At 66.0% G+C, this 26,473-nt stretch carries 20 protein-coding genes; 16 read left to right on the plus strand and 4 right to left on the minus strand.

Annotation, left to right across the window (positions count from 1 at the left end):
- The first annotated feature begins 9 nt into the window (after window positions 1-9).
- From BCEP18194_RS06450 to BCEP18194_RS06500, 11 genes are all read left to right on the plus strand, one after another.
- On the plus strand, window positions 10-1,140 hold the full coding sequence (locus BCEP18194_RS06450; protein WP_011350519.1) for an SLC13 family permease: 1,131 nt from the start codon (window positions 10-12) through the stop codon (window positions 1,138-1,140).
- 568 nt (window positions 1,141-1,708) lie between these two features.
- Window positions 1,709-2,233, plus strand: coding sequence for an ATP synthase subunit I (locus BCEP18194_RS06455; protein ID WP_011350521.1), 525 nt, complete (start codon window positions 1,709-1,711; stop codon window positions 2,231-2,233).
- A 109-nt stretch (window positions 2,234-2,342) separates the two neighbouring features.
- The gene (atpB, locus tag BCEP18194_RS06460; protein ID WP_011350522.1) at window positions 2,343-3,194 is read left to right on the plus strand and encodes a F0F1 ATP synthase subunit A; all 852 of its coding nucleotides are present in this window, start codon (window positions 2,343-2,345) and stop codon (window positions 3,192-3,194) included.
- 75 nt (window positions 3,195-3,269) lie between these two features.
- Window positions 3,270-3,539, plus strand: coding sequence for a F0F1 ATP synthase subunit C (gene atpE, locus BCEP18194_RS06465; protein WP_006482730.1), 270 nt, complete (start codon window positions 3,270-3,272; stop codon window positions 3,537-3,539).
- A 129-nt stretch (window positions 3,540-3,668) separates the two neighbouring features.
- Window positions 3,669-4,139 carry a F0F1 ATP synthase subunit B gene (locus tag BCEP18194_RS06470; RefSeq protein ID WP_011350523.1) on the plus strand — a complete coding sequence of 157 codons (471 nt, stop codon included), beginning with the start codon at window positions 3,669-3,671 and terminating at the stop codon, window positions 4,137-4,139.
- Between the two features lie 2 nt (window positions 4,140-4,141).
- Window positions 4,142-4,681 (plus strand): F0F1 ATP synthase subunit delta, encoded by a 540-nt coding sequence (locus tag BCEP18194_RS06475; RefSeq protein WP_011350524.1) that lies wholly within the window; start codon window positions 4,142-4,144, stop codon window positions 4,679-4,681.
- Between the two features lie 44 nt (window positions 4,682-4,725).
- Entirely contained in the window at window positions 4,726-6,267 is a 1,542-nt protein-coding gene (atpA, locus tag BCEP18194_RS06480; RefSeq protein WP_011350525.1) for a F0F1 ATP synthase subunit alpha, read from the plus strand.
- Window positions 6,268-6,336: 69 nt separating this feature from the next.
- Window positions 6,337-7,212 carry a F0F1 ATP synthase subunit gamma gene (gene atpG, locus BCEP18194_RS06485; protein ID WP_011350526.1) on the plus strand — a complete coding sequence of 292 codons (876 nt, stop codon included), beginning with the start codon at window positions 6,337-6,339 and terminating at the stop codon, window positions 7,210-7,212.
- 66 nt (window positions 7,213-7,278) lie between these two features.
- Window positions 7,279-8,673 (plus strand): F0F1 ATP synthase subunit beta, encoded by a 1,395-nt coding sequence (atpD, locus tag BCEP18194_RS06490; protein ID WP_011350527.1) that lies wholly within the window; start codon window positions 7,279-7,281, stop codon window positions 8,671-8,673.
- A gap of 156 nt (window positions 8,674-8,829) precedes the next feature.
- Complete coding sequence (locus BCEP18194_RS06495) at window positions 8,830-9,255, plus strand: F0F1 ATP synthase subunit epsilon (protein ID WP_006477288.1); 426 nt, start codon at window positions 8,830-8,832, stop codon at window positions 9,253-9,255.
- A 255-nt stretch (window positions 9,256-9,510) separates the two neighbouring features.
- Window positions 9,511-11,238, plus strand: a complete 1,728-nt coding sequence (locus BCEP18194_RS06500; protein WP_011350528.1) for an AMP-binding protein — start codon at window positions 9,511-9,513, stop codon at window positions 11,236-11,238.
- Between the two features lie 287 nt (window positions 11,239-11,525).
- On the opposite strand, the gene BCEP18194_RS41600 is transcribed toward BCEP18194_RS06500, so the two are convergent.
- Both BCEP18194_RS41600 and BCEP18194_RS06505 read right to left on the minus strand, forming a co-directional pair.
- Window positions 11,526-11,681: a hypothetical protein gene (locus tag BCEP18194_RS41600; protein ID WP_167316014.1), complete on the minus strand. Its 156-nt coding sequence runs from the start codon at window positions 11,679-11,681 to the stop codon at window positions 11,526-11,528.
- Between the two features lie 279 nt (window positions 11,682-11,960).
- Complete coding sequence (locus BCEP18194_RS06505; RefSeq protein WP_011350529.1) at window positions 11,961-12,761, minus strand: transporter substrate-binding domain-containing protein; 801 nt, start codon at window positions 12,759-12,761, stop codon at window positions 11,961-11,963.
- A 149-nt stretch (window positions 12,762-12,910) separates the two neighbouring features.
- On the opposite strand from BCEP18194_RS06505, the gene hemE reads away from it, so the two are divergent.
- From hemE to BCEP18194_RS06525, 4 genes are all read left to right on the plus strand, one after another.
- The gene (gene hemE / locus BCEP18194_RS06510; protein ID WP_041492712.1) at window positions 12,911-14,005 is read left to right on the plus strand and encodes a uroporphyrinogen decarboxylase; all 1,095 of its coding nucleotides are present in this window, start codon (window positions 12,911-12,913) and stop codon (window positions 14,003-14,005) included.
- A gap of 454 nt (window positions 14,006-14,459) precedes the next feature.
- Window positions 14,460-16,721: a primosomal protein N' gene (locus tag BCEP18194_RS06515; protein WP_011350531.1), complete on the plus strand. Its 2,262-nt coding sequence runs from the start codon at window positions 14,460-14,462 to the stop codon at window positions 16,719-16,721.
- A gap of 395 nt (window positions 16,722-17,116) precedes the next feature.
- Window positions 17,117-21,049 (plus strand): trifunctional transcriptional regulator/proline dehydrogenase/L-glutamate gamma-semialdehyde dehydrogenase, encoded by a 3,933-nt coding sequence (gene putA, locus BCEP18194_RS06520; protein ID WP_011350532.1) that lies wholly within the window; start codon window positions 17,117-17,119, stop codon window positions 21,047-21,049.
- Window positions 21,050-21,133: 84 nt separating this feature from the next.
- Window positions 21,134-22,273 carry a branched-chain amino acid ABC transporter substrate-binding protein gene (locus BCEP18194_RS06525; RefSeq protein ID WP_011350533.1) on the plus strand — a complete coding sequence of 380 codons (1,140 nt, stop codon included), beginning with the start codon at window positions 21,134-21,136 and terminating at the stop codon, window positions 22,271-22,273.
- Between the two features lie 117 nt (window positions 22,274-22,390).
- On the opposite strand, the gene BCEP18194_RS06530 is transcribed toward BCEP18194_RS06525, so the two are convergent.
- Both BCEP18194_RS06530 and BCEP18194_RS06535 read right to left on the minus strand, forming a co-directional pair.
- Window positions 22,391-23,899 carry a class I adenylate-forming enzyme family protein gene (locus tag BCEP18194_RS06530; protein ID WP_011350534.1) on the minus strand — a complete coding sequence of 503 codons (1,509 nt, stop codon included), beginning with the start codon at window positions 23,897-23,899 and terminating at the stop codon, window positions 22,391-22,393.
- Between the two features lie 60 nt (window positions 23,900-23,959).
- Window positions 23,960-25,612, minus strand: a complete 1,653-nt coding sequence (locus tag BCEP18194_RS06535) for an acyl-CoA dehydrogenase family protein (RefSeq protein WP_011350535.1) — start codon at window positions 25,610-25,612, stop codon at window positions 23,960-23,962.
- Window positions 25,613-25,732: 120 nt separating this feature from the next.
- Between BCEP18194_RS06535 and BCEP18194_RS06540 the strand changes: the two genes are divergently transcribed.
- Window positions 25,733-26,401: a TetR/AcrR family transcriptional regulator gene (locus BCEP18194_RS06540; RefSeq protein ID WP_011350536.1), complete on the plus strand. Its 669-nt coding sequence runs from the start codon at window positions 25,733-25,735 to the stop codon at window positions 26,399-26,401.
- Window positions 26,402-26,473 lie beyond the last annotated feature (72 nt).

Below are 26,473 nucleotides of genomic sequence, written 5' to 3' on the forward strand. Positions count from 1 at the left end.
GGGCAGCCGATGGAGGAGACGGGCGCACCGGCGCCGCGCCGGTGGCTCGGATGGCTTGCGCAGGAGCCCGTGCTATCGGTGCTCGCGCTGGGCCTGATCCTGCTGCAATGGGTGCGTCCGCAACCATTTTCCGTATTGGCCGATCGCGTCGACTGGCAGACGGTCGCGACGCTCGCGGGCCTCTTGATGCTGACCAAGGCGCTCGAGTTGTCCGGCTGTCTGATGTGGCTCGCGCACCGCATCGTGCATCACGTGCATTCCGAACGCGGGCTCGCGATGCTGCTCGTCGGGTTCGCCGCGGTGTTGTCGATGTGGCTCACCAACGACGTCGCGCTGTTCGTCGTCGTGCCGTTGATGGTGTCGCTGCGTGCGCTGACGCCGCTGCCGTTCCGGCGGCTCGTGATCGTCGTCGCGCTGGCGGTCAACGCGGGGTCCGTCGCGACGCCGCTCGGCAATCCCCAGAATCTATTCCTGTGGCAATTGAGTGGCGTGTCGTTCGGCCACTTCGTGGTCACGCTCGGGCCGCTCGCGATCGCGCTGATGGCGCTGCTGTTCGTGCTGACCGCGTGCGCGTTTCGCGCGAAGCCGCTCGACCTGTCCGGCGACGTCGTCGCCATTCCCGTACAACGCGTGCACGCGCTGATCGCGGCGGTGCTGTTCGCGGCATTCGTGCTGCTCGCCGATGCGCATCATCCGCTGCCGGGCCTGGTCGCCGTCGCGATCGTGCTGCTCGTCGTAAAACGCGACGCAGTCCTGAAGATCGACTGGCTGCTGCTGCTGATCTTCGTGCTGATGTTCGTCGTGCTGCGCAGCGCGGCGGCGCTGCCCGCCATCCATGACGCGATTGCGCATGCGCGCCTCGATTCGCCGCTGCGCATCTTTGCGGCCGGTGCCGTGCTGTCGCAGGGCATCAGCAACGTGCCGGCCGCGATCCTGTTGTCGGAGTTCACGCATGACTGGCGCGCGCTCGCGTTCGGCGTATCGGTCGGCGGATTCGGCTTCGCGATCGGCTCGCTGGCGAACCTGATCGCGGTGCGTCTCGCGAAGGAGCCGCGCATGTGGCTGCCGTTCCACCTGGTCTCGATTCCGTTCGCGCTCGCCAGCGCGGCACTCGGCGCATGGCTGCTCGTTCACGGTTGAGCGATGCCGCTGTGCGTGGCACAGGCGTGCCATTCGAGTGGCGAGGAGGGTGCACAGCATTCGCGCTGGTGCGGGGCTGTTGATAAGTGTGGCAATCCACAGTCGATCGACTGTGGTGGCATGACAACTGATTGGATAATTCGCTGCGTCAGCGTCGGTCCGGATTTCGCGCATCCGTCGCGGCCGGGCGGCCACAGTGTTTCGTTTGTTCGGGGTGTCGTGCGGAGCTCGGGCCCGAAGCCGCGTCACAGCGTGGATCCTGGGTGGCGATCGTGCCGCCCCGCCGGCGCCCGCGCCGGGCATCGTTTCCTCGCCATTCCCCCGTCGCCGGATTTTTTCGAGCAAGAAATACCGGTGCAAAAAAGCGACCTTACAACTGTCATCGTACGTCGTCGAATCACGCGTTTTTTCACATGATGAGGCGTCGTTTTACGCAGGTTTTTGTCGCGTCTAAAGCCTTGAATCACTTGCAACTATCGCTTACAATCGCCCGGATTTGTTAGCTAGGCACCCCTGAAAGCTTTCAGAAAGCTTGGGGCCGGGTTCAAGGATTTTGCGGAAGATTGCGATGGCGGGTCAGGCGCCGGACGACAGGCACGATGATCAGCGCACGCAACGCACCGCTTCAGCGGCCGGCGAGCGGCGCGAATTCGATGATGACTGGGATGCCGAGCAGCAAGATAACAATATCGTTCCGCTCACACGGGTAGAAGCCGAAAAGCTGTTCGGCCCGGACGTGAGCAAGCCCTCGCGCGTAACCCCTTATAAGGTGGTATTCGCGCAAGTGGTTCTGTCCCTGGTTGCAACGCTGGCGTGGTGGCTGTTTTCAAAGTCGCCGGGCGCCGCTGCGCAATCCGCGTTTCTGGGCGGAGCGATCGGCTGGGTGCCCAGTGCGGTATTCGTGGCACGACTGAAGGCAGGTGGCTCGGCCACCGTGATGAGCTGGGTGATGGGCGAAGCCCTGAAGCTCGCTCTGACGATCGGGATGTTCACTGCAGTGGCGTTCGGCTGGTCCGGCGTGCACTGGGTGCCGTTCCTCGTTACATACCTCGTCGTGCTGAAGACGTACTGGATCGCGCTGGCCTGGCGGTAAGGAACAAGCAGCGTGCGGTTTCGACAACGAACCGCACCGGCCCGTTCCCGCAATAGCGTGTTGCGGAACTGGCAAAACGATTTTCGACAATTTGGGTGGCATTAACGATATGGCAGCTAGCGAAGGCACGCGCGGTCCGGATCCGTCCGAGTACATTGCGCACCACTTGCAGAATTTCTCCACCTCGCATCAGACGTCGATTTTCGACATCCACGTCTGGAATCTCGACACGCTGTTCTGGTCGATCGTTTGCGGCATCGTGACGATCCTCGTGCTGCGTCTGGCCGCCCGCAAGGCGACGTCGGGCGTGCCGGGCCGTTTCCAGTGCGCAATCGAGATGCTCGTCGAGATGGTCGAAGACCAATCGAAGGCCATCGTTCACGGCAATCGTACCTTCATCGCTCCGCTCGCGCTCACCGTGTTCGTGTGGGTCGCGTTGATGAACTCCCTCGACTTCCTCCCGGTCGACCTGCCGGGCCGCGTGATCGGCCTGCTCGGTCTGTCGGACGTGATTTCCCACCATCGCATCGTCCCGACGGCCGACCTGAACGGCACGCTCGGCATCGCGCTCGGCGTGTTCGTCCTGATGATCTACTACAGCATCAAGATCAAGGGCGCGGGCGGCTTTGTGCATGAGCTGCTGTCGGCACCGTTTGGCGCCCACCCGCTGCTGTGGATCCCGAACCTCGCGCTCAACATCGTCGAATATCTCGCGAAGACCGTCTCCCTCGGTATGCGGCTGTTCGGCAACATGTACGCGGGTGAGCTGTTGTTCCTGTTGATCGCCCTGCTCGGCAGCATGTGGAGCTTCGGTGGCGACGCAACGTTCCTCGGCTTCGTTGGCCACGTGATCGCGGGCAGCGTCTGGGCAATCTTCCACATCCTGATTGTTCTGTTGCAGGCATTCATTTTCATGATGCTGACGCTGGTGTATCTCGGCCAGGCGCACGACAAGCACTAAGCGCGGCGTGCAAGAAAGAGTTTCCGTTTTAGTTTTTTAAATCTCAGTTCCAAGTCTTTTCACAAAGGAGTGATCATGCAAGCTTACATCGCCAACATCCAGGGTCTGACCGCCATCGGTATCGGCATCATCATCGGCCTGGGTGCAATCGGCGCCTGTATCGGTATCGCGCTGATGGGTGGTAAGTACATCGAAGCCTGCGCACGTCAGCCGGAACTCATCAACCCGCTGCAAACGAAGATGTTCCTGCTGGCTGGTCTGATCGACGCGGCATTCCTGATCGGCGTGGGTGTTGCAATGCTGTTCGCGTTCGCGAACCCGCTCCTGTCGAAGCTCGCAGGCTAAGGTTTCTCGGAAACATGCGTCCGGCGCAAGCCGGCGCAGGGCGGAACGGAGACTTGGGGCGCTGATCGAATGCAACTCGATGAGCGCCTTACCGTTTCATTTTTCCGGAATAGCAGATAAGGAAACACCGTGAATCTCAACGCAACTCTGTTTGCGCAAATGGTCGTGTTCCTGGTCCTCGCGTGGTTCACGATGAAATTCGTGTGGCCGCCGTTGATCAACGCCCTCGACGAACGTTCGAAGAAGATCGCCGACGGCCTCGCCGCCGCCGAGAAGGGCAAGGCAGAACTCGACGCAGCGCACAAGCGCGTGGACCAGGAACTCGCGCAGGCCCGCAATGACGGCCAGCAGCGCATCGCCGACGCTGAAAAGCGTGCCCAGGCGGTCGCCGAGGAAATCAAGTCCAACGCCCAGGCTGAAGCCGCCCGCATCATCGCCCAGGCGAAGGCGGAAGCAGAACAGCAAATCGTGAAGGCGCGCGAAGCGCTGCGTGGTGAAGTCGCTACGCTGGCCGTGAAGGGCGCCGAGCAGATCCTGAAGCGCGAAGTCGATCAAACGGCCCACGCCCAACTGCTGAATCAACTGAAAGCCGAGCTCTGATCATGGCCGAACTTGCAACCATCGCCCGCCCTTACGCAGAAGCGCTGTTCCGCGTGGCCGAGGGCGGTGACATCGCCGCCTGGTCCACGCTCGTGCAAGAGCTGGCCCAGGTTGCGCGTCTGCCGGAAGTCCTGTCGGTCGCGTCGAGCCCGAAGGTGACGCGCACGCAAGTAGCCGAGTTGCTGCTTGCTGCGGTGAAGTCGCCGCTCGGAGCTGGCGCCGAAGCGAAGAACTTCGTGCAGATGCTGGTCGACAATCATCGCATCGCGCTGCTGCCGGAAATCGCAGAGCAGTTCGAGGCGCTCAAGAACGAACGTGAAGGTGCAGCCGACGCCGAGATCGTGAGCGCGTTCCCGCTGAACGGCGCGGATCTCGAGAGTCTCGTCTCGGGCCTCGAACGCAAGTTCAAGCGCAAGCTGAAACCGACGGTCGCAGTCGATTCGTCGCTGATCGGCGGCGTGCGCGTGACGGTCGGCGACGAAGTGCTCGACACCTCGGTTCGCGCGCGCCTCGCATCGATGCAGGCAGCGTTGACCGCCTGAGCGCCACGCCGGCACGCAACAGAATTGACTATCAGGAGCGAATAATGCAACTCAATCCCTCTGAGATCAGCGAGCTGATCAAGAGCCGGATCCAGGGCCTTGAAGCGAGCGCAGACGTTCGCAACCAGGGCACCGTGATCTCCGTGACCGACGGTATCGTGCGTATCCACGGCCTGTCGGACGTGATGCAGGGCGAAATGCTCGAGTTTCCGGGCAACACGTTCGGTCTCGCGCTGAACCTCGAGCGCGACTCGGTCGGCGCGGTGATTCTCGGCGAATACGAACACATCTCGGAAGGCGACATCGTCAAGACGACGGGCCGCATTCTCGAAGTCCCGGTTGGTCCGGAACTCGTCGGCCGTGTGGTCGATGCGCTCGGCAACCCGATCGACGGCAAGGGCCCGGTCAACGCCAAGCTGACCGATGCGATCGAAAAGATCGCCCCGGGCGTGATCTGGCGTAAGTCGGTGTCGCAGCCGGTGCAGACGGGCATCAAGTCGATCGACGCAATGGTGCCGATCGGCCGTGGCCAGCGTGAGCTGATCATCGGCGACCGTCAGTGCGGCAAGACCGCAGTGGCGCTCGACGCGATCATCAACCAGAAGGGCAAGGACCTGATCTGTATCTACGTCGCGATCGGCCAGAAGGCTTCGTCGATCATGAACGTGGTTCGCAAGCTCGAAGAAACGGGCGCGATGGAATACACGATCGTCGTCGCCGCTTCGGCTTCGGATTCGGCAGCGATGCAGTACCTCGCACCGTACGCCGGCTGCACGATGGGCGAATACTTCCGCGACCGTGGCCAAGACGCGCTGATCATTTATGACGACTTGACCAAGCAAGCCTGGGCATACCGTCAGATCTCGCTGCTGCTGCGCCGCCCGCCGGGCCGTGAAGCGTACCCGGGTGACGTGTTCTATCTCCACTCGCGTCTGCTCGAGCGTGCTGCTCGCGTCTCGGAAGAGTACGTCGAGAAGTTCACGAACGGCGAAGTGAAGGGCAAGAGCGGTTCGCTGACGGCACTGCCGGTCATCGAAACGCAGGCTGGCGACGTGACCGCGTTCGTTCCGACGAACGTGATCTCGATTACCGACGGCCAGATCTTCCTGGAAACCGACCTGTTCAACGCAGGCATCCGCCCGGCAATCAACGCCGGCGTGTCGGTGTCGCGAGTCGGTGGCGCCGCTCAGACGAAGGTCGTGAAGAAGCTGTCGGGCGGTATCCGTACCGACCTCGCGCAGTACCGTGAACTGGCGGCATTCGCCCAGTTCGCATCGGACCTCGACGAAGCGACCCGCAAGCAGCTCGAGCGCGGCCGCCGCGTGACGGAACTGCTGAAGCAGCCGCAGTACCAGCCGCTGCAGGTGTGGGAACTGGCCGTGTCGCTGTACGCCGCGAACAACGGCTACCTCGACGACCTCGACGTCAAGCAAGTGCTGTCGTTCGAGAAGGGCCTGCGCGAAAGCCTGAAGACCAGCAACGCTGACCTCATCAAGCGCATCGAAGACACCAAGGATCTCTCGAAGGACGACGAAGGCGCACTGCGCTCGGCGATCGAATCCTTCAAGAAGTCCGGTGCCTATTGATCCGCGAGTGACACACTGAGGCCGCGCGGGTGCTGATGCGCCCGCGCCGCTTCGGTCAAGGAGCAAGCTATGGCTGGAATGAAGGAAATTCGCGGCAAGATCAAGAGCGTGCAGAACACGCGCAAGATCACGAAGGCGATGGAGATGGTGGCCGCATCGAAGATGCGCCGCGCGCAGGAACGCATGCGCGCCGCTCGTCCGTATGCGGACAAGGTCCGTGCCATCGCTGCGCACATGAGCCGCGCGAACCCGGAGTACCGCCACCCGTTCATGGTGGCGAACGAAGGCGCGAAGACGGCCGGCATCATCCTCGTCACGACGGACAAGGGTCTGTGCGGTGGTCTGAACACCAACGTGCTGCGTGCGACGGTGCAGAAGTTCAAGGAGCTGGAAGAGAAGGGCCAGAAGGTCGAAGCCACCGCGATCGGTAGCAAGGGCCTCGGGTTCCTGAACCGCTTCGGCGCGAAGGTGCTGTCGCAGGTCGTGCACCTCGGCGACACCCCGCATCTGGACAAGCTGATCGGCGCCGTGAAGACGCAGCTCGATCTGTACTCGGAAGGCAAGCTGTCGGCGGTTTATATCGCTTACACGCGCTTCGTCAACACGATGAAGCAGGAAGCCGTGATCGAGCAGTTGCTGCCGCTGTCGTCGGAACACTTCGAAGCCGATGACGGTACGCCGGCCACGTCGTGGGATTACATCTACGAGCCGGACGCGCAGGCAGTCGTCGACGAACTGCTCGTGCGTTACGTCGAGGCGCTGGTGTACCAGGCCGTCGCGGAAAACATGGCGTCCGAGCAATCGGCGCGCATGGTCGCGATGAAGGCCGCGTCCGACAACGCGAAGACGGTGATCAGCGAACTGCAGCTCGTGTACAACAAGAGCCGTCAGGCCGCGATCACGAAAGAACTGTCGGAGATCGTCGGCGGCGCAGCCGCTGTTTAAGCGCGCGCCCGGGACGACAACTGCGCCTTTGCGCGAGTAAAGAATCAGGTATTTAAAGGAAAAGCGATGAGTACTGCTGCTTTGGTAGAAGGCAAGATCGTACAGTGCATCGGCGCCGTTATCGACGTGGAATTCCCGCGCGACAGCATGCCGAAGATCTACGACGCGCTCATTCTCGATGGCTCGGAACTGACGCTCGAAGTCCAGCAGCAGCTGGGCGACGGCGTTGTCCGTACCATCTGTCTGGGTGCATCCGACGGCCTGCGCCGCGGCCTGACCGTGAAGAACACGGCCAAGCCGATCTCGGTGCCGGTCGGCAAGCCGACCCTCGGCCGAATCATGGACGTCCTCGGCCGTCCGATCGACGAAGCTGGCCCGATCGAAAGCGAAACGACGCGTTCGATCCACCAGAAGGCTCCGGCGTTCGACGAACTGTCGCCGTCGACCGAACTGCTCGAAACGGGTATCAAGGTTATCGACCTGATCTGCCCGTTCGCAAAGGGCGGCAAGGTTGGCCTGTTCGGCGGTGCTGGCGTGGGCAAGACCGTCAACATGATGGAGCTCATCAACAACATCGCGAAGGAACACGGCGGTTACTCCGTGTTCGCGGGCGTGGGCGAGCGTACCCGTGAAGGGAACGACTTCTACCACGAAATGAAGGACTCGAACGTTCTCGACAAGGTCGCGCTGGTGTACGGCCAGATGAACGAGCCGCCGGGCAACCGTCTGCGCGTCGCGCTGACCGGCCTGACGATGGCCGAGCACTTCCGTGACGAAGGCCTCGACGTGCTGTTCTTCGTCGACAACATCTACCGTTTCACGCTGGCCGGTACCGAAGTGTCGGCACTGCTCGGCCGTATGCCGTCGGCAGTGGGCTATCAGCCGACGCTGGCTGAAGAAATGGGCAAGCTGCAAGAGCGCATCACGTCGACCAAGAAGGGCTCGATTACGTCGGTCCAGGCCGTGTACGTCCCTGCGGATGACTTGACCGACCCGTCGCCGGCTACGACCTTCGGCCACCTGGACGCAACCGTCGTTCTGTCGCGTGACATCGCTTCGCTGGGTATCTACCCGGCGGTCGACCCGCTCGACTCGACGTCGCGCCAGATCGACCCGAACGTGATCGGTGAAGAGCACTACTCGATCACCCGTCGTGTTCAGCAGACGCTGCAGCGCTACAAGGAACTGCGCGACATCATCGCGATTCTGGGTATGGACGAACTGTCGCCGGAAGACAAGCTGTCGGTCGCGCGCGCTCGTAAGATCCAGCGTTTCCTGTCGCAGCCGTTCCACGTTGCTGAAGTGTTCACGGGCTCGCCGGGCAAGTACGTGCCGCTGAAGGAAACGATCCGCGGCTTCAAGATGATCGTCGACGGCGAGTGCGACCACCTGCCGGAACAGGCGTTCTACATGGTCGGCACGATCGACGAAGCCTTCGAAAAGGCCAAGAAGATCTCGTAAGGATTCGAGTGAGTCGCACGGCGCGTGCGGGTCGGGTTGTCGGTCTTCATTGACCGATAGTCAGGCTGGCCGCGCCGACCGCAACACGCTCAATCCGCCGTGCATGGGACGAGGGCAGGCGCCGCAAGGCGTTCGCTCTCGCCGACAGGAGTCCATATGGCAACCATCAAAGTAGACGTCGTCAGCGCGGAAGAGCAGATCTTCTCGGGCGAGGCGAAATTCGTCGCGCTGCCGGGCGAAACGGGTGAGCTGGGCATTCTGCCGGGTCACACGCCGCTGATCACGCGGATTCGTCCGGGTGCGGTGCGCATCGAAGTCGAGGGCGGCAACGACGAATTCGTGTTCGTCGCGGGCGGCATTCTCGAAGTGCAGCCGGGTGCCGTGACGGTGCTCGCCGATACCGCGATCCGCGGCAAGGACCTCGACGCGGCGAAAGCCGAGGAAGCACGCAAGCGTGCCGAGGAAACGCTGCAGAACGCGAAGTCGGATCTCGACCTCGCGAAGGCGCAATCCGAGCTCGCGACCGCGATGGCGCAGCTCGAGGCGATCCAGCGTCTGGCGAAGATTCGCAGCCGGCACTGAGCCGCGCCGCGTATCCCGCGAAAGAAAGCAGCCTTCGGGCTGCTTTTTTTTCGCCCGTCGTGTTCGTCTGATTTTTTGCGGGCCGGATCAATCCGTCCGGTCGTGCTATTTCATCCGTCCGCCGCGATTTGCTGTCAGAGTATCGTCAGCCGCGCGCGTCATCATCCGTGTTGAGGCCGTCCGTCGCGATTGCGCGGCGGAGGCGGGCGCCGAAGGCGCGTGCAGGCCGATCAGACAAAAAGGACGGAGACATTCATGGCAGCAGACCTTGGCGTAGGGGCGCTAATCGCGCCCGAAAACGGATTGTCGTACGTACGCGGCACGACCGACGTACCGCTGTCCGAAGCGACGATCGGCCGGTTCCTGCTGGATACGGCCGGCCGCTTTCCCGATCGTCCGGCCGTCGTGTTCCGCGAGCAGCAGGTGCGCTGGACCTGGCGCGAATTCGCGAACGAGGTCGATGTGCTGGCGTCCGGCCTGGCCTCGCTCGGCATCGTGAAGGGCGATCGCGTCGGCATCTGGTCGCCGAACCGCAGCGAATGGCTGCTCACGCAGTTCGCGACCGCGCGGATCGGCGCGGTGCTCGTCAACATCAATCCGGCCTACCGGCTGTCGGAGCTCGAATACGCGCTGAACAAGGTCGGCTGCAAGGCCGTGATCGCCGCCGAGCGCTTCAAGACGTCCGCGTATGTCGAGATGCTGCAGACCATCGCGCCGGAGCTCGCAACCGCGACGCCGGGCGACCTGCATGCGGTGCGCGTGCCGAGCCTGCGCACGGTCGTCTCGATGGGCGACGTCGCGCCGGCCGGCATGTTCCGCTTCGCGGACGTGATGGCGCGCGGCCGCCAGGCCGTCGACCCCGCGTTGCTCGATGCGATCGGCGCGACGCTCGCGGCCACCGAGCCGATCAACATCCAGTTCACGAGCGGCACGACCGGCAGCCCGAAGGGCGCAACGCTCACGCATCGCAACGTCGTCAACAACGGGCGCTCGATCGCGACGGCGATGCGGTTCACCGAGCAGGACACGCTGTGCATCCCGGTGCCGCTGTATCACTGTTTCGGGATGGTGCTCGCGGTGCTCGCGTGCGTGTCGAAGGGCGCGGCGATGGTGTTCCCGGGCGAAGCGTTCGACCCGGTCGCGACGCTCGCGGCGGTGGCCGACGAGCGCTGCACCGCGCTGCATGGCGTGCCGACGATGTTCATCGCCGAGCTCGATCACCCCGAGTTCGCGAAATTCGACCTGTCGACGCTACGCACCGGGATCATGGCCGGCTCGCCGTGCCCGATCGAGACGATGAAGCGCGTCGTGTCGCAGATGCACCTGTCGGAGATCACGATCGCGTACGGGATGACGGAGACGAGCCCCGTGTCGTTCCAGAGCTCCACCGACGATCCGCTCGAGAAGCGCACGACGACGGTCGGGCGCATTCAGCCGCATCTGGAAGTGAAGGTCGTCGATCCGAGCGGCGGCATCGTGCCGGTCGGCGCGACGGGCGAGCTGTGCACGAAGGGCTATTCGGTGATGCTCGGCTACTGGGACGACGACACGAAGACGCGCGAGGTGCTGGTGGACGGCTGGATGCATACGGGCGACCTCGCGACGCTCGATGCGGACGGCTACTGCAATATCGTCGGCCGGCTGAAGGACATGGTGATTCGCGGCGGCGAGAACGTCTATCCGCGCGAGATCGAGGAATTCCTGTTTCGGCATCCGAAGATCCAGAGCGCGCAGGTATTCGGCGTGCCCGATACGAAGTACGGCGAAGAGCTGTGCGCATGGATCGTGCTGCGCGCCGACGAGCAGATGACCGAGGACGACGTGCGTGCGTTCTGCAACGGGCAGATCGCGCACTACAAGATTCCGCGCTACATCCGCTTCGTCGACGAGCTGCCGATGACGGTGACGGGCAAGGTGCAGAAGTTCGTGATGCGTGACCGGATGATCGAGGAGCTGAAACTGGACGTGCAGAAGACCGCGTAGTGCGGCATGCAGACGGGAAAAAACGCGGCGGCCTGCGGGCCGTTGCGCTTTCGATGGACGAAAAAAAGCGGGCTTATTAGCCCGCTAAAAACCACACGCTACGGGGTTAGCGCGAGGAGACCAAAGATGAAACCGAGTCCGGCGGGGGGCCGGAAACGACTCCAACAGGGATGCCCCTCGGAAGGGCTTCGGTACGTGACCGACTGGCTCGCAGCGCTTCGCGTCCGCTCACACTTGGCACACGAGACCGCATCCGTGTTGAAACCGTTGAGGCCATTGTGGGCGAATTAATGACCCCTCGCGGTAACAAAGTGTTTCAGGTTGTAACGCCCGCCAGATAAGGCTTTCCGGGATTTTTTGCTGTTTTTGAGGGCCTGAAAAAGGTCATTTTTACTCATATTTTCCGCAGCGTTTTCAGCGCGTGCGCGCGATGCGTTTTTCATGCGTATCAGGCTCGACGAATTGCCGATTTGCACGCGAGAAAATGCGCCTTTCGCCCGATACCGCGCATGACGAGTCATTCGTCAGAAAGATTTTGAAACGTGATTGGTGTGCGCGGAAGTCGGCCGTTCGGCCAATTCGGTGGCTTCGGGCCGATTTTGCGGGCGCCGGCACGCTGCGTCGAAGTGTAACGGCGGCACTTCGGCCGCCGCCGCGCAGCGACTTTTGCGGCGGTGGCCGCGGGGTCGGTGCCCGCTATCGGCCGCCGTGCGCGGGCCTGATTACTTCAGCCATTTGTCCGAAATCGCCTGGTATTCGCCGGTCGACAGCGCGAGATGCAGCCACTGATCGACGTACTGCTGGAACGCGACATCGCCGCGCGGCACCATGTACGCCTTCTCGCCGAACTGGAACGGCTTGTCCGGATGCACCGAGCACAGGCCCGGATTCAGCTTTTGCTGCAGCAGTGTCTCGGACGCATCCGTCACCATCACGTCCGCCTTGCCGGCGAGGATCTGCTTGAAGATCGTTACGTTGTCCGGATAGACGGTGAGGTTCGCGTGCGTGAAGTACTGCTTCGCGAAACGCTCGTTGGTGCCGCCCGGGTTCACGATCACGCGCGTTTCCGGCCGGTCGATCTGCGCGACGGTCTGGTATTTGTCGGCGTCCGCGCAGCGCACGATCGGCGTCTTGCCGTCGACCACGTACGGCTGCGTGAAGAACACGCGCTTCTGGCGCTCGAGCGTCGTCGACACGCCACCCACCGCGATGTCGCATTTCGCGACGAAATCGCCGGTCAGGTTCGGCCAGCTCGTCTTCACGTAGTCGGTCTTCACGCCGAGCGATTTCGCGAGCGATTCGGCCATGTCGATGTCGATGCCCTCGAAGCGGCCGTCCGCGCGGTAGTACGAATACGGCTTGTAGTCGCCCGTCGTGCACACGCGCAGCGTGCCGCGCGCGAGCACGTCGTCGAGCCGCGAGCCGGCGCCCGGTGCGGCGGCAGCGGCGCCCGCGCCGGTCTGCGCGTGCGCGGCGGCACAGCAAAGCAGCGCGGTGGCGGCGAGCGTGGCGAGTGTCTTCATCGGTCTCCTCCTTCGTTTCGTTCGATATGAGCGTCCGATCATAACGGAGCCATCGCGCGCGTCATATGGCCGCCATCGCGTCGGCAAGCGCAGCCCGACGGCGGCTGTCCGGTAAAATGCCGCTTTGCCCTCGCATCGTCGCTCCTACCGTGGCCCATACCCTGCTTAACGACACCTTCCTGCGTGCGCTTCTGCGCGAGCCGACCGACTACACGCCGATCTGGCTGATGCGCCAGGCCGGCCGCTACCTGCCCGAATACAACGCGACGCGCGCGCGCGCCGGCAGCTTCCTCGGTCTCGCGAAGAATCCCGACTACGCGACCGAAGTGACGCTGCAGCCGCTCGAGCGCTTTCCGCTCGACGCCGCGATCCTGTTCTCTGACATCCTGACGATTCCGGACGCGATGGGGCTCGGCCTCGACTTCCAGGTCGGCGAAGGGCCGAAGTTTGCGCATCCGGTGCGTACCGAGGCCGACGTCGCGAAGCTCGCGGTGCCGGACATCGAAGAGACGCTCGGCTACGTAACGGGCGCCGTGCGCGAGATCCGCCGCGCGCTCACCGACGGCCAGGGCCGCCAGCGCGTGCCGCTGATCGGCTTTTCGGGCAGCCCGTGGACGCTCGCGTGCTACATGGTCGAAGGCGGCGGGTCGGACGATTTCCGCACGGTGAAGTCGATGGCGTATTCGCGCCCCGACCTGATGCACCGGATCCTCGACGTGAACGCGCAGGCGGTGGCCGCGTACCTGAACGCGCAGATCGAAGCGGGCGCGCAGGCCGTGATGATCTTCGATACGTGGGGCGGCGCGCTGGCGGACGGCGCGTACCAGCGCTTCTCGCTGGACTACATCCGCCGCGTCGTCTCGCAGCTCAAGCGCGAGCACGACGGCGAGCGCGTGCCGGTGATCACGTTCACCAAGGGCGGCGGGCTGTGGCTCGAGGAGATCGCGGCGACCGGCGTCGACGCGGTCGGGCTCGACTGGACCGTCAACCTCGGCAAGGCGCGCGAGCGCGTCGCGGGCAAGGTCGCGCTGCAGGGCAACCTCGACCCGACGATCCTGTTTGCGCCGCCGGCTGCAGTACGCGAGCAGGCGCGCGCGGTGCTCGACAGCTACGGCAATCATCCGGGCCACGTCTTCAACCTCGGGCACGGCATTTCGCAGTTTACGTCGCCCGATCACGTCGCCGAACTCGTCGACGAAGTGCATAGCCACAGCCGCGCGATTCGTAGCGGAGCCGCTGGCTGAACGCAAGCGCTGTCATGCTGCACTGCGGCGTGACAGCGTTTCGCTGCCGGCACTAAACAGGGCGCAACCCCGCACCGGTTGCCGATTCAGTGCTTGTCAAGACTTGACTTATACACATTTTCCACGTTGCAGCGCGGTAGAGCCCTGTATCGGTCAATTCGCCTCGCTATGGTTCGGTAATTTGAATAGCAGCCTTATGGAATAAGGCTCCGCGGGGCACCGCAACAAGCGGCGAAAATCAGCGCAAAGCGCGGCCCCGCGCGCGTTGCGGCCAGTGAGCGGCGAGTTCTCAACAAAGTTATCCACAGGCTGGGCAGGGTATACGGCGATTCCTAATGCGAATCCAAAACTTAGCGCCGAATCTGAAGTTTTACTTTAAGTTCGCTGCCACGATGCGGGCGCGGATGTCGGCCGTCCATGCCCATGCGGCGCATACCGCCGCCGGAGCGCCGTGATGAGCGGCACCTATCTGCGCGTCGCGCTCGACCATCCGCTCGCCACCCTGTTCGATTACCGCTGCGACGCGCAACCGGTGCCCGGGCCCGGCACGCTCGTGCAGGTGCCGTTCGGCAAGCGGCAGGCCGTCGGGCTCGTCTGCGAAGTGACGACTCACACCGATGTGCCGCCATCCCGGCTGCGCGCAGTCGACGCGATCTGCACCGACCTGCCGCCGTTGTCGCCGGACTGGCTCGCGCTCGTGTCGTTCGCCGCCGACTACTACCAGCGCGGCCGTGGCGAGGTCGCGCTGCCGGCGCTGCCGCAGGCGCTGCGCGATGCCGGCCGCTGGGGGCGGCTGCTCGCGCCCGAGGTGCGCTACCGGCCGACGGAAGCCGGCCGCGCGGCGCTGCCCGATGCATTGCCCGCGCGCGGGGCCGCGCTGCGGCGGCTCGCGCAGGCCCTGGTCGACACCGATTCGCTGGCGCTGCCCGATGCGCGCGCGCTGCACCCGAAGGCGGCGGCGACGCTCGACGACTGGGCGGCGCGCGGCTGGGTCGACGTCGAGGAGATCGGCTGGGCCGACGCGCCTGTGCCCAAAGCTGTGGATAACCTGTTGGCAGCCGGTGGACGAACTGTGCCGCCGGCGCTCACGGACCAGCAGGCCGAGGCGCTCGACGCGATTCGCGCCGCACAGGGCTTCGCGCCGTTCCTGCTGCACGGCGTGACGGGCAGCGGCAAGACCGAGGTCTATCTGCATGCGCTCGCATCGCTGCTCGATGCACGGCCGGACGCGCAAGCGCTCGTGCTCGTCCCCGAAATCAACCTGACGCCGCAGTTCGAGGCCGCGTTTCGCGCGCGCTTCGCGGGGGCGCTCGCCGACGACGCGATCGTCACGCTGCACAGCGGGCTCGCCGAGGGCGAGCGTGCGCGCAACTGGCTCGCCGCGCATACGGGCCGCGCGCGGATCGTGCTCGGCACGCGCCTCGCAGTGCTCGCGTCGATGCCGACACTCGCGTTGATCGTCGTCGACGAGGAGCACGAGCCCGCATACAAGCAGCAGGAAGGGCTGCGCTATTCGGCACGCGATCTCGCCGTGTGGCGCGCGAAGCAGCTCGGCATCACGGTCGTGCTCGGCTCGGCGACGCCGTCGCTCGAAAGCTGGTGGCAGGCCGAGCAGGGCCGTTACACGCGGCTCACGCTGTCGCGCCGCGCGGTGGCTGACGCGACGCTGCCGACCGTGCGCCTGATCGACCTCGAAGAGGAGCGGCGGCGCGGGCGCGCGTCGATGGGCGGGCTGTCGGGGCCGCTCGTCGCGGCGCTGAAGGCGCGGCTCGAGCGCGGCGAACAGAGCCTCGTGTTCCTGAACCGGCGCGGTTATGCGCCGCAGCTCGCGTGCGACGCATGCGGCTGGGTTGCCGGCTGCCCGCGCTGCAGCGCGTACGTCGTGCTGCACAAGCCCGAGCACGCGCTGCGCTGCCATCACTGCGGCTGGGAATCGCGCATTCCGCGGTCGTGCCCCGAATGCGGGAACGTCGACATCGCGCCGCTCGGGCGCGGTACGCAACGGATCGAGGAGGCGCTCGCCGAGACCGTGCCGGGTGCGCGCGTGCTGCGGATCGACGCGGACAGCACACGTCGCAAGGGCAGTGCGCAGGCGCTCTTTTCCGACGTGCACGCGGGCGAGGTCGATATCCTCGTCGGCACGCAGATGATCGCGAAGGGGCACGACTTCCAGCGCGTGTCACTCGTCGGCGTGCTCAATGCCGATACTGCGCTGTTCTCGCACGACTTCCGCGCGAGCGAACGGCTGTTCGCGCAGCTGATGCAGGTGAGCGGCCGCGCAGGGCGCGCCGGGCTGCCGGGCGAGGTGCTCGTGCAGACGCGTTACCCGCGTCATGCGCTGTACCACGCGCTCGGGCGGCAGGATTACGTCGGCTTCGCGAATTCGACGCTTGGCGAGCGCCGCGACGCGCACCTGCCGCCGTTCGTCTACCAGGCGCTGCTGCGCGCCGAAGGGCGCACGCTCGACGCGGCGCTCGCGTTCCTGCTGCAAGCCGCGGCCGCGTTGCCGGGGCTGCCGGGTGCCGATCGCGTGACCGTCTACGACGCGGTGCCGATGACGATCGTCAAGGTCGCGAACGTCCATCGCGCGCAGTTGCTGCTCGAAAGCGCGTCGCGGGCGGCGCTGCAGCATGCGCTGCGCGCATGGCAGCCGGAGCTGCGCGCGCTGAAGGGCGTGCTGCGGTGGAGCGTCGAGGTCGATCCGCTGGATATCTGAGTATCTGAGCGGCGCGCCATGCGGCGTTCGTGCTGCGCGCCGCGGTATCGAAGCCCGGGCCGGGTGCCCTCGAACCGTCTCTCGCCGCTCGGCCGCGCCCGGGCGCCACACCTTCCGCCATACCCTCCGTCACACCCAGTGCAACCCGTTTTCGTCCGCCGCCACCCGCGCGGAAGGTTGCGCACGCGTGTCAAACCGGCCTGCTCAGGGAAAACACCGATCCTCCGACCACGGGCAACTCCTAGGTTGCAACCGCATAAGTGGCTGATTATATTGAGTAACTTAAGGGTGCAACCTATCTCGTAATTTGGTTGCACCTTTTTATTGCGTGCCGTAGGATTTCGCGCATCCTCTCACACCATATTGCCGGGCTCGCACCGGCGCACGAACCCACCATGGCAAGCACGACTCTCGGCGTCAAAGTCGACGACCTTCTCCGCTCGCGTCTCAAGGACGCCGCCGCGCGTCTCGAGCGCACTCCCCACTGGCTGATCAAGCAGGCGATCTTCGCGTATCTCGAGCGGATCGAGCACGGCCAGTTGCCGCCCGAGCTGTCGGGTCACAGCGGCGTGACGGAGCTCGCCGACGGCCAGGTCGCGGACGGCGACGACGACAACTCGCCGCATCCGTTCCTCGAGTTCGCGCAGAACGTGCAGCCGCAATCGGTGCTGCGCGCGGCGATCACGGCTGCGTATCGCCGCCCCGAGCCGGAATGCGTGCCGTTCCTGCTCGGGCAGGCGCGCCTGCCCGCGAACCTGCAGGCGGACGTGCAGGCGCTCGCGACCAAGCTCGTCGAGGCGCTGCGCGAGAAGAGCTCGGGCGGCGGCGTCGAAGGGCTGATCCACGAGTTCTCGCTGTCGAGCCAGGAAGGCGTCGCGCTGATGTGCCTCGCCGAAGCGCTGCTGCGCATTCCCGATCGCGCGACGCGCGATGCGCTGATTCGCGACAAGATCAGCAAGGGCGACTGGCGCTCGCACGTCGGCCACGCGCCGTCGCTGTTCGTGAACGCGGCCACGTGGGGGCTGATGATCACCGGCAAGCTGGTGACGACCAACAGCGAAGCCGGGCTGTCGTCGGCGCTGACGCGCCTGATCGGCCGCGGCGGCGAGCCGCTGATCCGCAAGGGCGTCGACATGGCGATGCGCCTGATGGGCGAGCAGTTCGTCACCGGCGAGACGATTTCCGAAGCGCTCGCGAACAGCCGCAAGTACGAAGCGCGCGGCTTCCGCTACTCGTACGACATGCTCGGCGAAGCGGCGACCACCGAAGAGGATGCGCAGCGCTACTACGCGTCGTACGAACAGGCGATCCACGCGATCGGCAAGGCAGCCGGCGGCCGCGGCATCTACGAAGGCCCGGGCATCTCGATCAAGCTGTCGGCGCTGCACGCGCGCTACTCGCGCTCGCAGCAGGACCGCACGATGAGCGAGCTGCTGCCGCGCGTGCGCGCGCTCGCGCTGCTCGCGCGCCGCTACGACATCGGCCTGAACATCGATGCTGAAGAAGCCGACCGCCTCGAACTGTCGCTCGACCTGCTCGAGGCGCTGTGCTTCGATCCGGATCTCGCGGGCTGGAACGGCATCGGCTTTGTGGTGCAGGGCTACCAGAAGCGCTGCCCGTTCGTGATCGACTACCTGATCGATCTCGCGCGCCGCAGCCGTCACCGCCTGATGATCCGCCTCGTGAAGGGCGCGTACTGGGATACCGAGATCAAGCGTGCGCAGGTCGACGGCCTCGAAGGCTATCCGGTCTATACGCGCAAGATCTACACCGACGTGTCGTACCTCGCGTGCGCGAAGAAGCTGCTCGCGGCGCCGGACGCCGTGTACCCGCAGTTCGCGACGCACAACGCGCACACGCTGGCCGCGATCTACCAGCTCGCGGGCCAGAACTACTACCCGGGCCAGTACGAATTCCAGTGCCTGCACGGGATGGGCGAGCCGCTGTACGAGGAAGTCACGGGCCGCGACAAGCTCAACCGTCCGTGCCGCGTGTACGCGCCGGTCGGCACGCACGAGACGCTGCTCGCGTACCTGGTGCGCCGCCTGCTCGAGAACGGCGCGAACACGTCGTTCGTGAACCGCATCGCGGATAAAACCGTGGCGGTGAAGGAGCTGGTTGCCGATCCGGTCGACGAAGCGTCGAAGGTCGTGCCGCTCGGCGCACCGCACGCGAAGATCCCGCTGCCGCGCAACCTGTACGGCGACGAGCGTCCCAACTCGATGGGTCTCGACCTGTCGAACGAACACCGCCTCGCGTCGCTGTCGTCCGCGCTGCTCGCGAGCGCGCATTTCCCGTGGCGCGCGGCGCCGATGCTCGCCGACGACGCGCTCGCCGACGCACCGGCCCGCGACGTGCGCAACCCGGCCGACCAGCGCGACCTGGTCGGCACGGTCAGCGAAGCGACGGCCGAACACGTGAGCGCGGCACTCGCGCACGCGGTGGCCGCCGCGCCGATCTGGCAGGCGACGCCGGTCGATGCACGCGCCGATTGCCTGGTGCGCGCGGCCGACCTGCTCGAAGCGCAGATGCACACGCTGATGGGCCTGATCGTGCGCGAAGCCGGCAAATCGCTGCCTAACGCGATCGCCGAGATCCGCGAAGCGGTCGACTTCCTGCGCTACTACGCCGCACAGATCCGCGACGAATTCTCGAACGACACGCACCGCCCGCTGGGCCCCGTGGTCTGTATCAGCCCGTGGAACTTCCCGCTCGCGATCTTCATGGGCCAGGTCGCCGCGGCACTCGCCGCCGGCAACACGGTGCTCGCGAAGCCGGCCGAACAGACGCCGCTGATCGCCGCGCAGGCCGTGCGCCTGCTGCGCGAGGCCGGCGTGCCGGCCGGCGCGGTGCAACTGCTGCCGGGCACCGGCGAGACCGTCGGCGCGGCGCTGGTGGCCGACGCGCGTACGCGTGCGGTGATGTTCACCGGCTCGACCGAAGTCGCGCGCCTGATCAACAAGACGCTGTCCGCGCGCCTCGACCCGGACGGCAAGCCGATCCCGCTGATCGCCGAAACGGGCGGCCAGAACGCGATGATCGTCGACTCGTCGGCGCTCGCGGAGCAGGTCGTCGCGGACGTGATGCAGTCGTCTTTCGACTCGGCCGGTCAACGGTGTTCGGCGCTGCGCGTTCTGTGTCTGCAGGACGATGTTGCGGACCGCACGCTGACGATGCTGAAGGGCGCGATGCACGAGCTGGCGCTCGGCAACCCCGACCGCCTGTCGACGGACGTCGGCCCGGTGATCGACGGTGAAGCGAAGCAGACGATCGACACGCACGTCGCGGCGATGAAGGACAAGGGGCACGGCGTCACGCAGCTGCCGGCCCCCGAGGCCTGCGCGCACGGCACCTTCGTGCCGCCGACGCTGATCGAGATCGGCAGCATCGACGAGCTGAAGCGCGAAGTGTTCGGCCCCGTGCTGCACGTGGTGCGTTACCGCCGCAGCCAGCTCGACAAGCTGCTGGAGCAGATCCGCGCGACCGGCTACGGCCTGACGCTCGGCATCCACACGCGGATCGACGAGACGATCGCGCACGTGATCTCGAATGCGCACGTCGGTAACATCTACGTGAACCGCAACGTGATCGGCGCGGTGGTCGGCGTGCAGCCGTTCGGCGGCGAAGGGCTGTCGGGCACGGGCCCGAAGGCCGGCGGCGCGCTGTACCTGCAGCGCCTGCTCGCGACGCGTCCGTCGGGCCTGCCGCGTTCGCTCGCGCAGACGCTGATCGCGGACGGCGCGGTGGAAGGCGACGCGCGCGGCAACCCGGCGGCGGCGCTCACGACGCTGCGTGACTGGCTGATCGAGCAGCGCGAGCCGGTGCTGGCGGCACGTTGCGACGGCTATCTGGCCCAGGTGCCGGCCGGTGCGACCGCAGTGTTGAGCGGTCCGACGGGCGAGCGAAACACGTATACACTCGGCCCGCGCGGCACGGTGTTGTGTGTCGCGGCGACGCCGGGCGGGGCGCGCGCGCAGTTCGCGGCGGTGCTGGCGACCGGCAACCGTGCGCTGTTCGCGGGCGCGGCCGGCGAGGCGCTGGTCGCCGCGCTGCCGGCATCGTTGAAGGCACACGCGGTCGTGCGCAAGCAGGCCGACGCGCCGTTCGACGCGGTGCTGTTCGAAGGCGACAGCGACGAACTGCAGACGCTCGTGAAGGACGTCGCGCAGCGGCCGGGCCCGATCGTGTCGGTGCAGGGCGTGTCGGTGGGCGCGTTCGAGAACGGCGATGCGGAAGATTACGCGCTGGAACGGCTGTTGACGGAGCGCTCGGTGAGCGTGAACACGGCCGCGGCGGGTGGCAATGCGAATTTGATGACGATCGGCTGATCATCCTTGCCGTTCGGATCAAACAAAGGAAGCGGCAAGGCGATCCCGAAGCCGCTCCATTTACCCTGGTACCAAGGAGATGCTATGCAACACACGATGAAAAAGCTGGCAGGCGCGACGTTTGTCGCCGTCATGTCGCTGGCGGGGACGGCCCATGCGGATGACGTGAAGATCGGTTACGCAGGGCCGATGACGGGCGCGCAGGCGCACTACGGCAAGGATATGCAGAACGGGATCGTGCTCGCGATCGAGGATTTCAACGCGACGAACCCGAAGATCGGCGGCAAGCCGGTGAAGTTCGCACTCGACACGCAGGACGACCAGGCTGACCCGCGCACCGGCACGACGGTCGCGCAGAAGCTCGTCGACGACGGCATCAAGGGCATGCTCGGCCACTTCAACTCGGGCACGACGATTCCGGCTTCGCGCATCTACGCGAACGCGGGCATTCCGCAGATCGCGATGGCGACCGCACCGGAATACACGCAGCAGGGCTACAAGACGACCTTCCGCATGATGACGTCCGACACGCAGCAGGGCTCGGTGGCCGGCACGTTCGCGTCGAAGGATCTCGGCATGAAGAAGATCGCGATCGTCGACGACCGCACGGCCTACGGCCAGGGTCTCGCCGACCAGTTCGAGAAGGCGGCGAAGGCAGGCGGCGCGTCGATCGTCGACCGTGAATTCACGAACGACAAGGCGGTCGACTTCAAGGCAATCCTGACCAAGCTGAAGGCTCAGAAGCCGGATCTCGTCTACTACGGCGGCGCGGATTCGCAGGCTGCACCGATGGTCAAGCAGATGAAGACGCTCGGCATCACGGCTCCGCTGATGAGCGGCGAAATGGTGAAGACGCCGACGTTCCTGAAGATCGCGGGCAACGCGGCCGACGGCACGATCGCTTCGCTGGCAGGTCTCCCGCTGGAAGAAATGCCGGGCGGCAAGACGTACGCCGACAAGTACAAGAAGCGCTTCGGCGAAGACGTGCAGACGTACTCGCCGTACGCGTACGACGGCGCGATGGCCCTGTTCAACGCGATGAAGAAGGCCGATTCGACCGATCCGGCGAAGTACCTGCCGCTGCTCGCGAAGACCGACATGGCCGGCGTGACGTCGACGCACGTCGCGTATGACGCGAAGGGCGACCTGAAGAACGGCGGCATCACGATGTACAAGGTCGAGAAGGGCGAGTGGAAGCCGCTGAAGAGCATCGGCGGCAAGTAAGCACCTGCGATGTGACGCGTGGGCGGCGGTGAATGTCGCCGCCCCGCCGATCATGCGAAAAAGCCACCGGGCCGTTGGGTCCGGTGGCTTTTTCTTTTTCCGCCGCCGCGCAGGCGGCTATTCGCGCCGCACGCGCAGCAGGAACTTCTGCAGCTTGCCCGTCGGCGTGCGCGGCAGCGCCTGCGCGAACGTGAATTCGCGCGGGATCTTGTACGCGGCCAGTCGCTCGCCGCAGAACGCGCGCAATGCATCGGCATCGGGGACGGTGCCCGCGCGCAGCACCACGTGCGCCACGACCGTCTCACCCCAATCGGGATGCGGGACGCCGACGACGGCCGCCTCGGCGATGTCCGGATGCGCGCCGAGCACGTCCTCCACTTCCTTCGAATAGACGTTCTCGCCGCCCGTCACGATCATGTCCTTCAGCCGGTCGACGATGAACAGGTAGCCATCCTGATCGATCCGCGCGATGTCGCCGGTGCGATACCAGCCGTCCGGCGCGAACGCGGCGCGCGTCGCGGCCGCATCGTCGAGATAGCCGAGCATCATGCTGTCGGTCTTCAGCCAGATCTCGCCGGTCTCGCCCGGCTGCGCGTCGATGCCGTCCATCCGCACGACGCGCAGGTCGACGCCCGGGCCGCCCGTGCGGCCGATCGAACCGGCCTTCGCGATCTGCTCGTCCGGATACAGCGTCGTGCCGGCCGGGCCCGCTTCCGTCATGCCGTACACCTGGAAGAACGCATCGCTGCGATACGCGCGCGCGAGCCGTTCGGCCTGCGCGGGGCCGATCGGGCCGCCGCCGTACAGCCAGGCGCGCACGCTCGACAGGTCGAACGCCGCGAAGCCGTCGATCGTGTCGAGCGGCAGCAGGTACGACACCGGCGCGCCGAAATACAGCGTCACGCGTTCGCGCTCGACGGTCTGCAGGAATCGCAGCGGATGGTATTCGCGCAGCAGCACGACGGTGCCGCCCGCATACAGCGTGCCGCCGAACCAGTTGTTGAGCGGCGACGAATGCCAGATCGGCATCGCCATCAGCGTGCGCTCGTGGCGGCCGATGCCGGTCGCGAGGGCCGCCTGCATCGCCGCGAGCGTCACGGTGCGGTGGCTGTGCACGCAGCCTTTCGGATGGCCGGTCGTGCCGGACGTATAGAGGATCTGCGCGATGTCGCCGTCGGCCGGGTCGATGCCCGCGAGGCCGTCCATCGTTGCGCACAGCGTGTCGAAGCACGGCACGCCGTCGAGCTCGCCTTCGGTCACGAGCCGCCGCGCGGGATGCACGAGGCGTTCGACCACCGGTGCGAGCGCCACGTCGAACAGCAGCGCCTTGCTGCGGCTGTGTTCAAGCACGTAGTCGACTTCCGGCGCCTGCAGCTTGTGGTTGATCGGCACGAACGTCGCGCCGAGCCGCCACGCGCCGAACATCAGGTCGACGAAGGCCGGCGTGTTGAAGCACATCGCGGCGACGCGGTCGCCGGCCGCTATGCCGAGCGCGCTCAGCACGGCGGCCGCGCGGTGCGAGCGCTCGCGCGCGGCAGCATAGGTGATCGTCGCGGATTCGCTGACGAGGAACGGCTTGTCGGGCGTCGCACGGGCGGCGCGGTCAAGGGCGGCGACGAGGTTCATCGGGACTCCGGGCGGGCGATCGAAGGCGAACTGGGTCGTACTAAGCTATCCGAAACGGCATCAGGCCGGGTACGCACGCTGCAGCAGCGCGGCGACGTCGATCGCGTGCGGGTCGAAGCCGCCCGCGATGCGGCCCCAGTCGGGCGCGGCGAGCCGCGTCGCGACGAATGCGTCGGCAACGGCTGCCGGCGCATCGCGGCGCAGCAGGCACGCCTGCGCGATCACCGCGAGCCGTTGCGCGAACACGCGGCCCGATGCCTCGAGCGTGTCGGCCGGCGCCGCGAGCATCACGCGCAGCGCATCGAGCGCCGCGCGGATGTGCGGTTCGCCCGCGCCGAGATCGGCGAGTTCGGCGAACAGCGCCTCAGCTGCGTCGGGCTCGCGCGATATCGCGCGCAGCACGTCGAGACACATCACGTTGCCCGAGCCTTCCCAGATCGAGTTGACGGGTGCCTCGCGGAACAGCCGCGCGATCGGGCCGTCGTCGACGTAGCCGTTGCCGCCGAACACTTCCATCACCTCGCCGGTCAGCTCGACCGCGCGTTTGCATACCCAGAATTTCGCGGCGGGCGTGACGATCCGCTTCCATGCGCGTTCGCGCGGCGAGTCGTCGCGCTCGAACGCGTCGGCGAGACGCATCGAGAGAGACAGCGCCGCTTCGCTTTCGAGCGCGAGATCGGCGAGCACGGTACGCATCAGCGGCTGCTCGGCGAGTGCGCGCCCGAATGCATGGCGTTGGCGCGTGTACGCGATCGCCTGCACGACGCCCTGGCGCAGCATCGCCGCGCTGCCGAGCACGCAGTTCAGCCGCGTGTAGGTGGCCATCTCGATGATGGTCGGAATGCCGCGGCCTTCGTCGCCGAGCATGATGCCCCACGCGTCGTTCAGCTCGATCTCGCTGCTCGAGTTGCTGCGGTTGCCGACCTTGTCCTTCAGCCGCTGGATCTCGACCGCGTTCTTCGTGCCGTCCGGCCGCCAGCGCGGCACGTAGAAGCACGACGGGCTGCCGGCCTCGGTGCGCGCGACGACCAGGTGCGCGTCGCACATCGGTGCGGAGAAAAACCATTTGTGGCCGCGCAGCCGGTATTCGCCGCCGCGGCCGCCCGCGCCGACGGCGGTCGCGAGCGTCGTATTTGCGCGCACGTCGGAGCCGCCCTGTTTCTCGGTCATGCCCATGCCGAACCAGATCGAGCGTTTTTCGGCGACCGGCACGTCGCGCGGATCGTAATCGTTGCTGTAGAGCTTGTCGCGCAGCAGGTCCCACAGCGCGGGCTCCTTCTGCAGCACGGGGATCGCGGCCTGCGTCATCGTCGCCGGGCACAGCGTGCCGGCCTCGATTTGGCCATGCAGGTAGAAGCCGGCCGCGGTCGCGGCCCAGCGGCCGCGGCGCGACTCGCGGAAGGCGAGCGACACGAAGCCTTCGTGGCGGTACTGACCGAGGAGTGCGTGCCAGGCCGGGTGGAAGTCGACGCGGTCGATGCGCCGGCCGCGCCGGTCGAAGGTGTGCAGTTCCGGTGTGTGGTGGTTCGCTTCGTCGGCGAGCCGCGCAGTGTCGGCGCTGCCGAGTCGCGCGCCGTACGCGTCGAGCTGCGGCACGGCCCAGTCGGCGCCCGCGCGGATGAGCGCGTCGCGCAGCGCGATGTCCGTCGCGAAGAGGTTATAGTCGACCAGTTCGTCGAACTGGTTCGTGACGGCGTGAGTCGATTCGGTCATCGAGGTTGTCTCCGGTCTCATGCTTCGCGGGCGGCCGGCGCCATGCCGCATGGATGGCGCTTCGGCGCCGGTTCCGGCCCCCGGTAAACCGCATTCCCTGCTGATTTCAGAGTAGCAAATATGCCGCCGCGACATGTTCAGGTTCCGGCGCCGCCCGGCCAGCCGGCGGCGCAACCCGCGCCCGCCTTGCGCCGCCGGCCGCGCCAGTCGCGCGCGCAGGCGAGTTCCGACGCGCTGCAGCAGGCGTTCGTTCAGCTTTTGCTCGAACGCGGCTACGCGAAGGCGACGATCCGCGAGATCGCGGCTGTCGCGGGCGTGAGCATCGGCACCTTCTACGAATATTTCGGCGACAAGCAGAGCCTCGCGGCGCTCTGCATCCACCGGCACGTGCTGGCGTTGGCCGACCGGCTGCGCGACACCGTGGCGCGACTGCGCGGCGCACCGCGGGCCGAACTCGCCGCCGTGCTCGTCGACCTGCAGGTCGATGCGATCGGCGCCGACGCGGCGCTATGGGGCGCGCTCTTCGCGCTGGAGCGGCAGGTGTCGCCGCTCACTGCCTACCGCCGGCATTACGACGCGTACGTCGCGCTGTGGCGCGACGCGCTCGCGCACGCGGCCGATCCGCCGCCGGCCGCACGGCTCGACGGGCTCGCGCGGATGGCGCACACGATCTGCTACGGCGGGCTTTCGCAGGCGTTGCTGACGCTCGGGCCCGCGTTCGACATCGCCGCGCTGCGCGGTGAACTGCGCGCGGTGCTGCTCGCCTATCTCGCGGCGGCCGGTCGGTAATCCCCTAGGGGAAATGCCTGATTCGCATGTCGCGCCGGCAGGCTAGCCTTGCCGTTGCGCGCGCTTCTCCAG

This window comes from Burkholderia lata (assembly GCF_000012945.1).
GTDB classification, from domain to species: Bacteria; Pseudomonadota; Gammaproteobacteria; order Burkholderiales; family Burkholderiaceae; genus Burkholderia; species Burkholderia lata.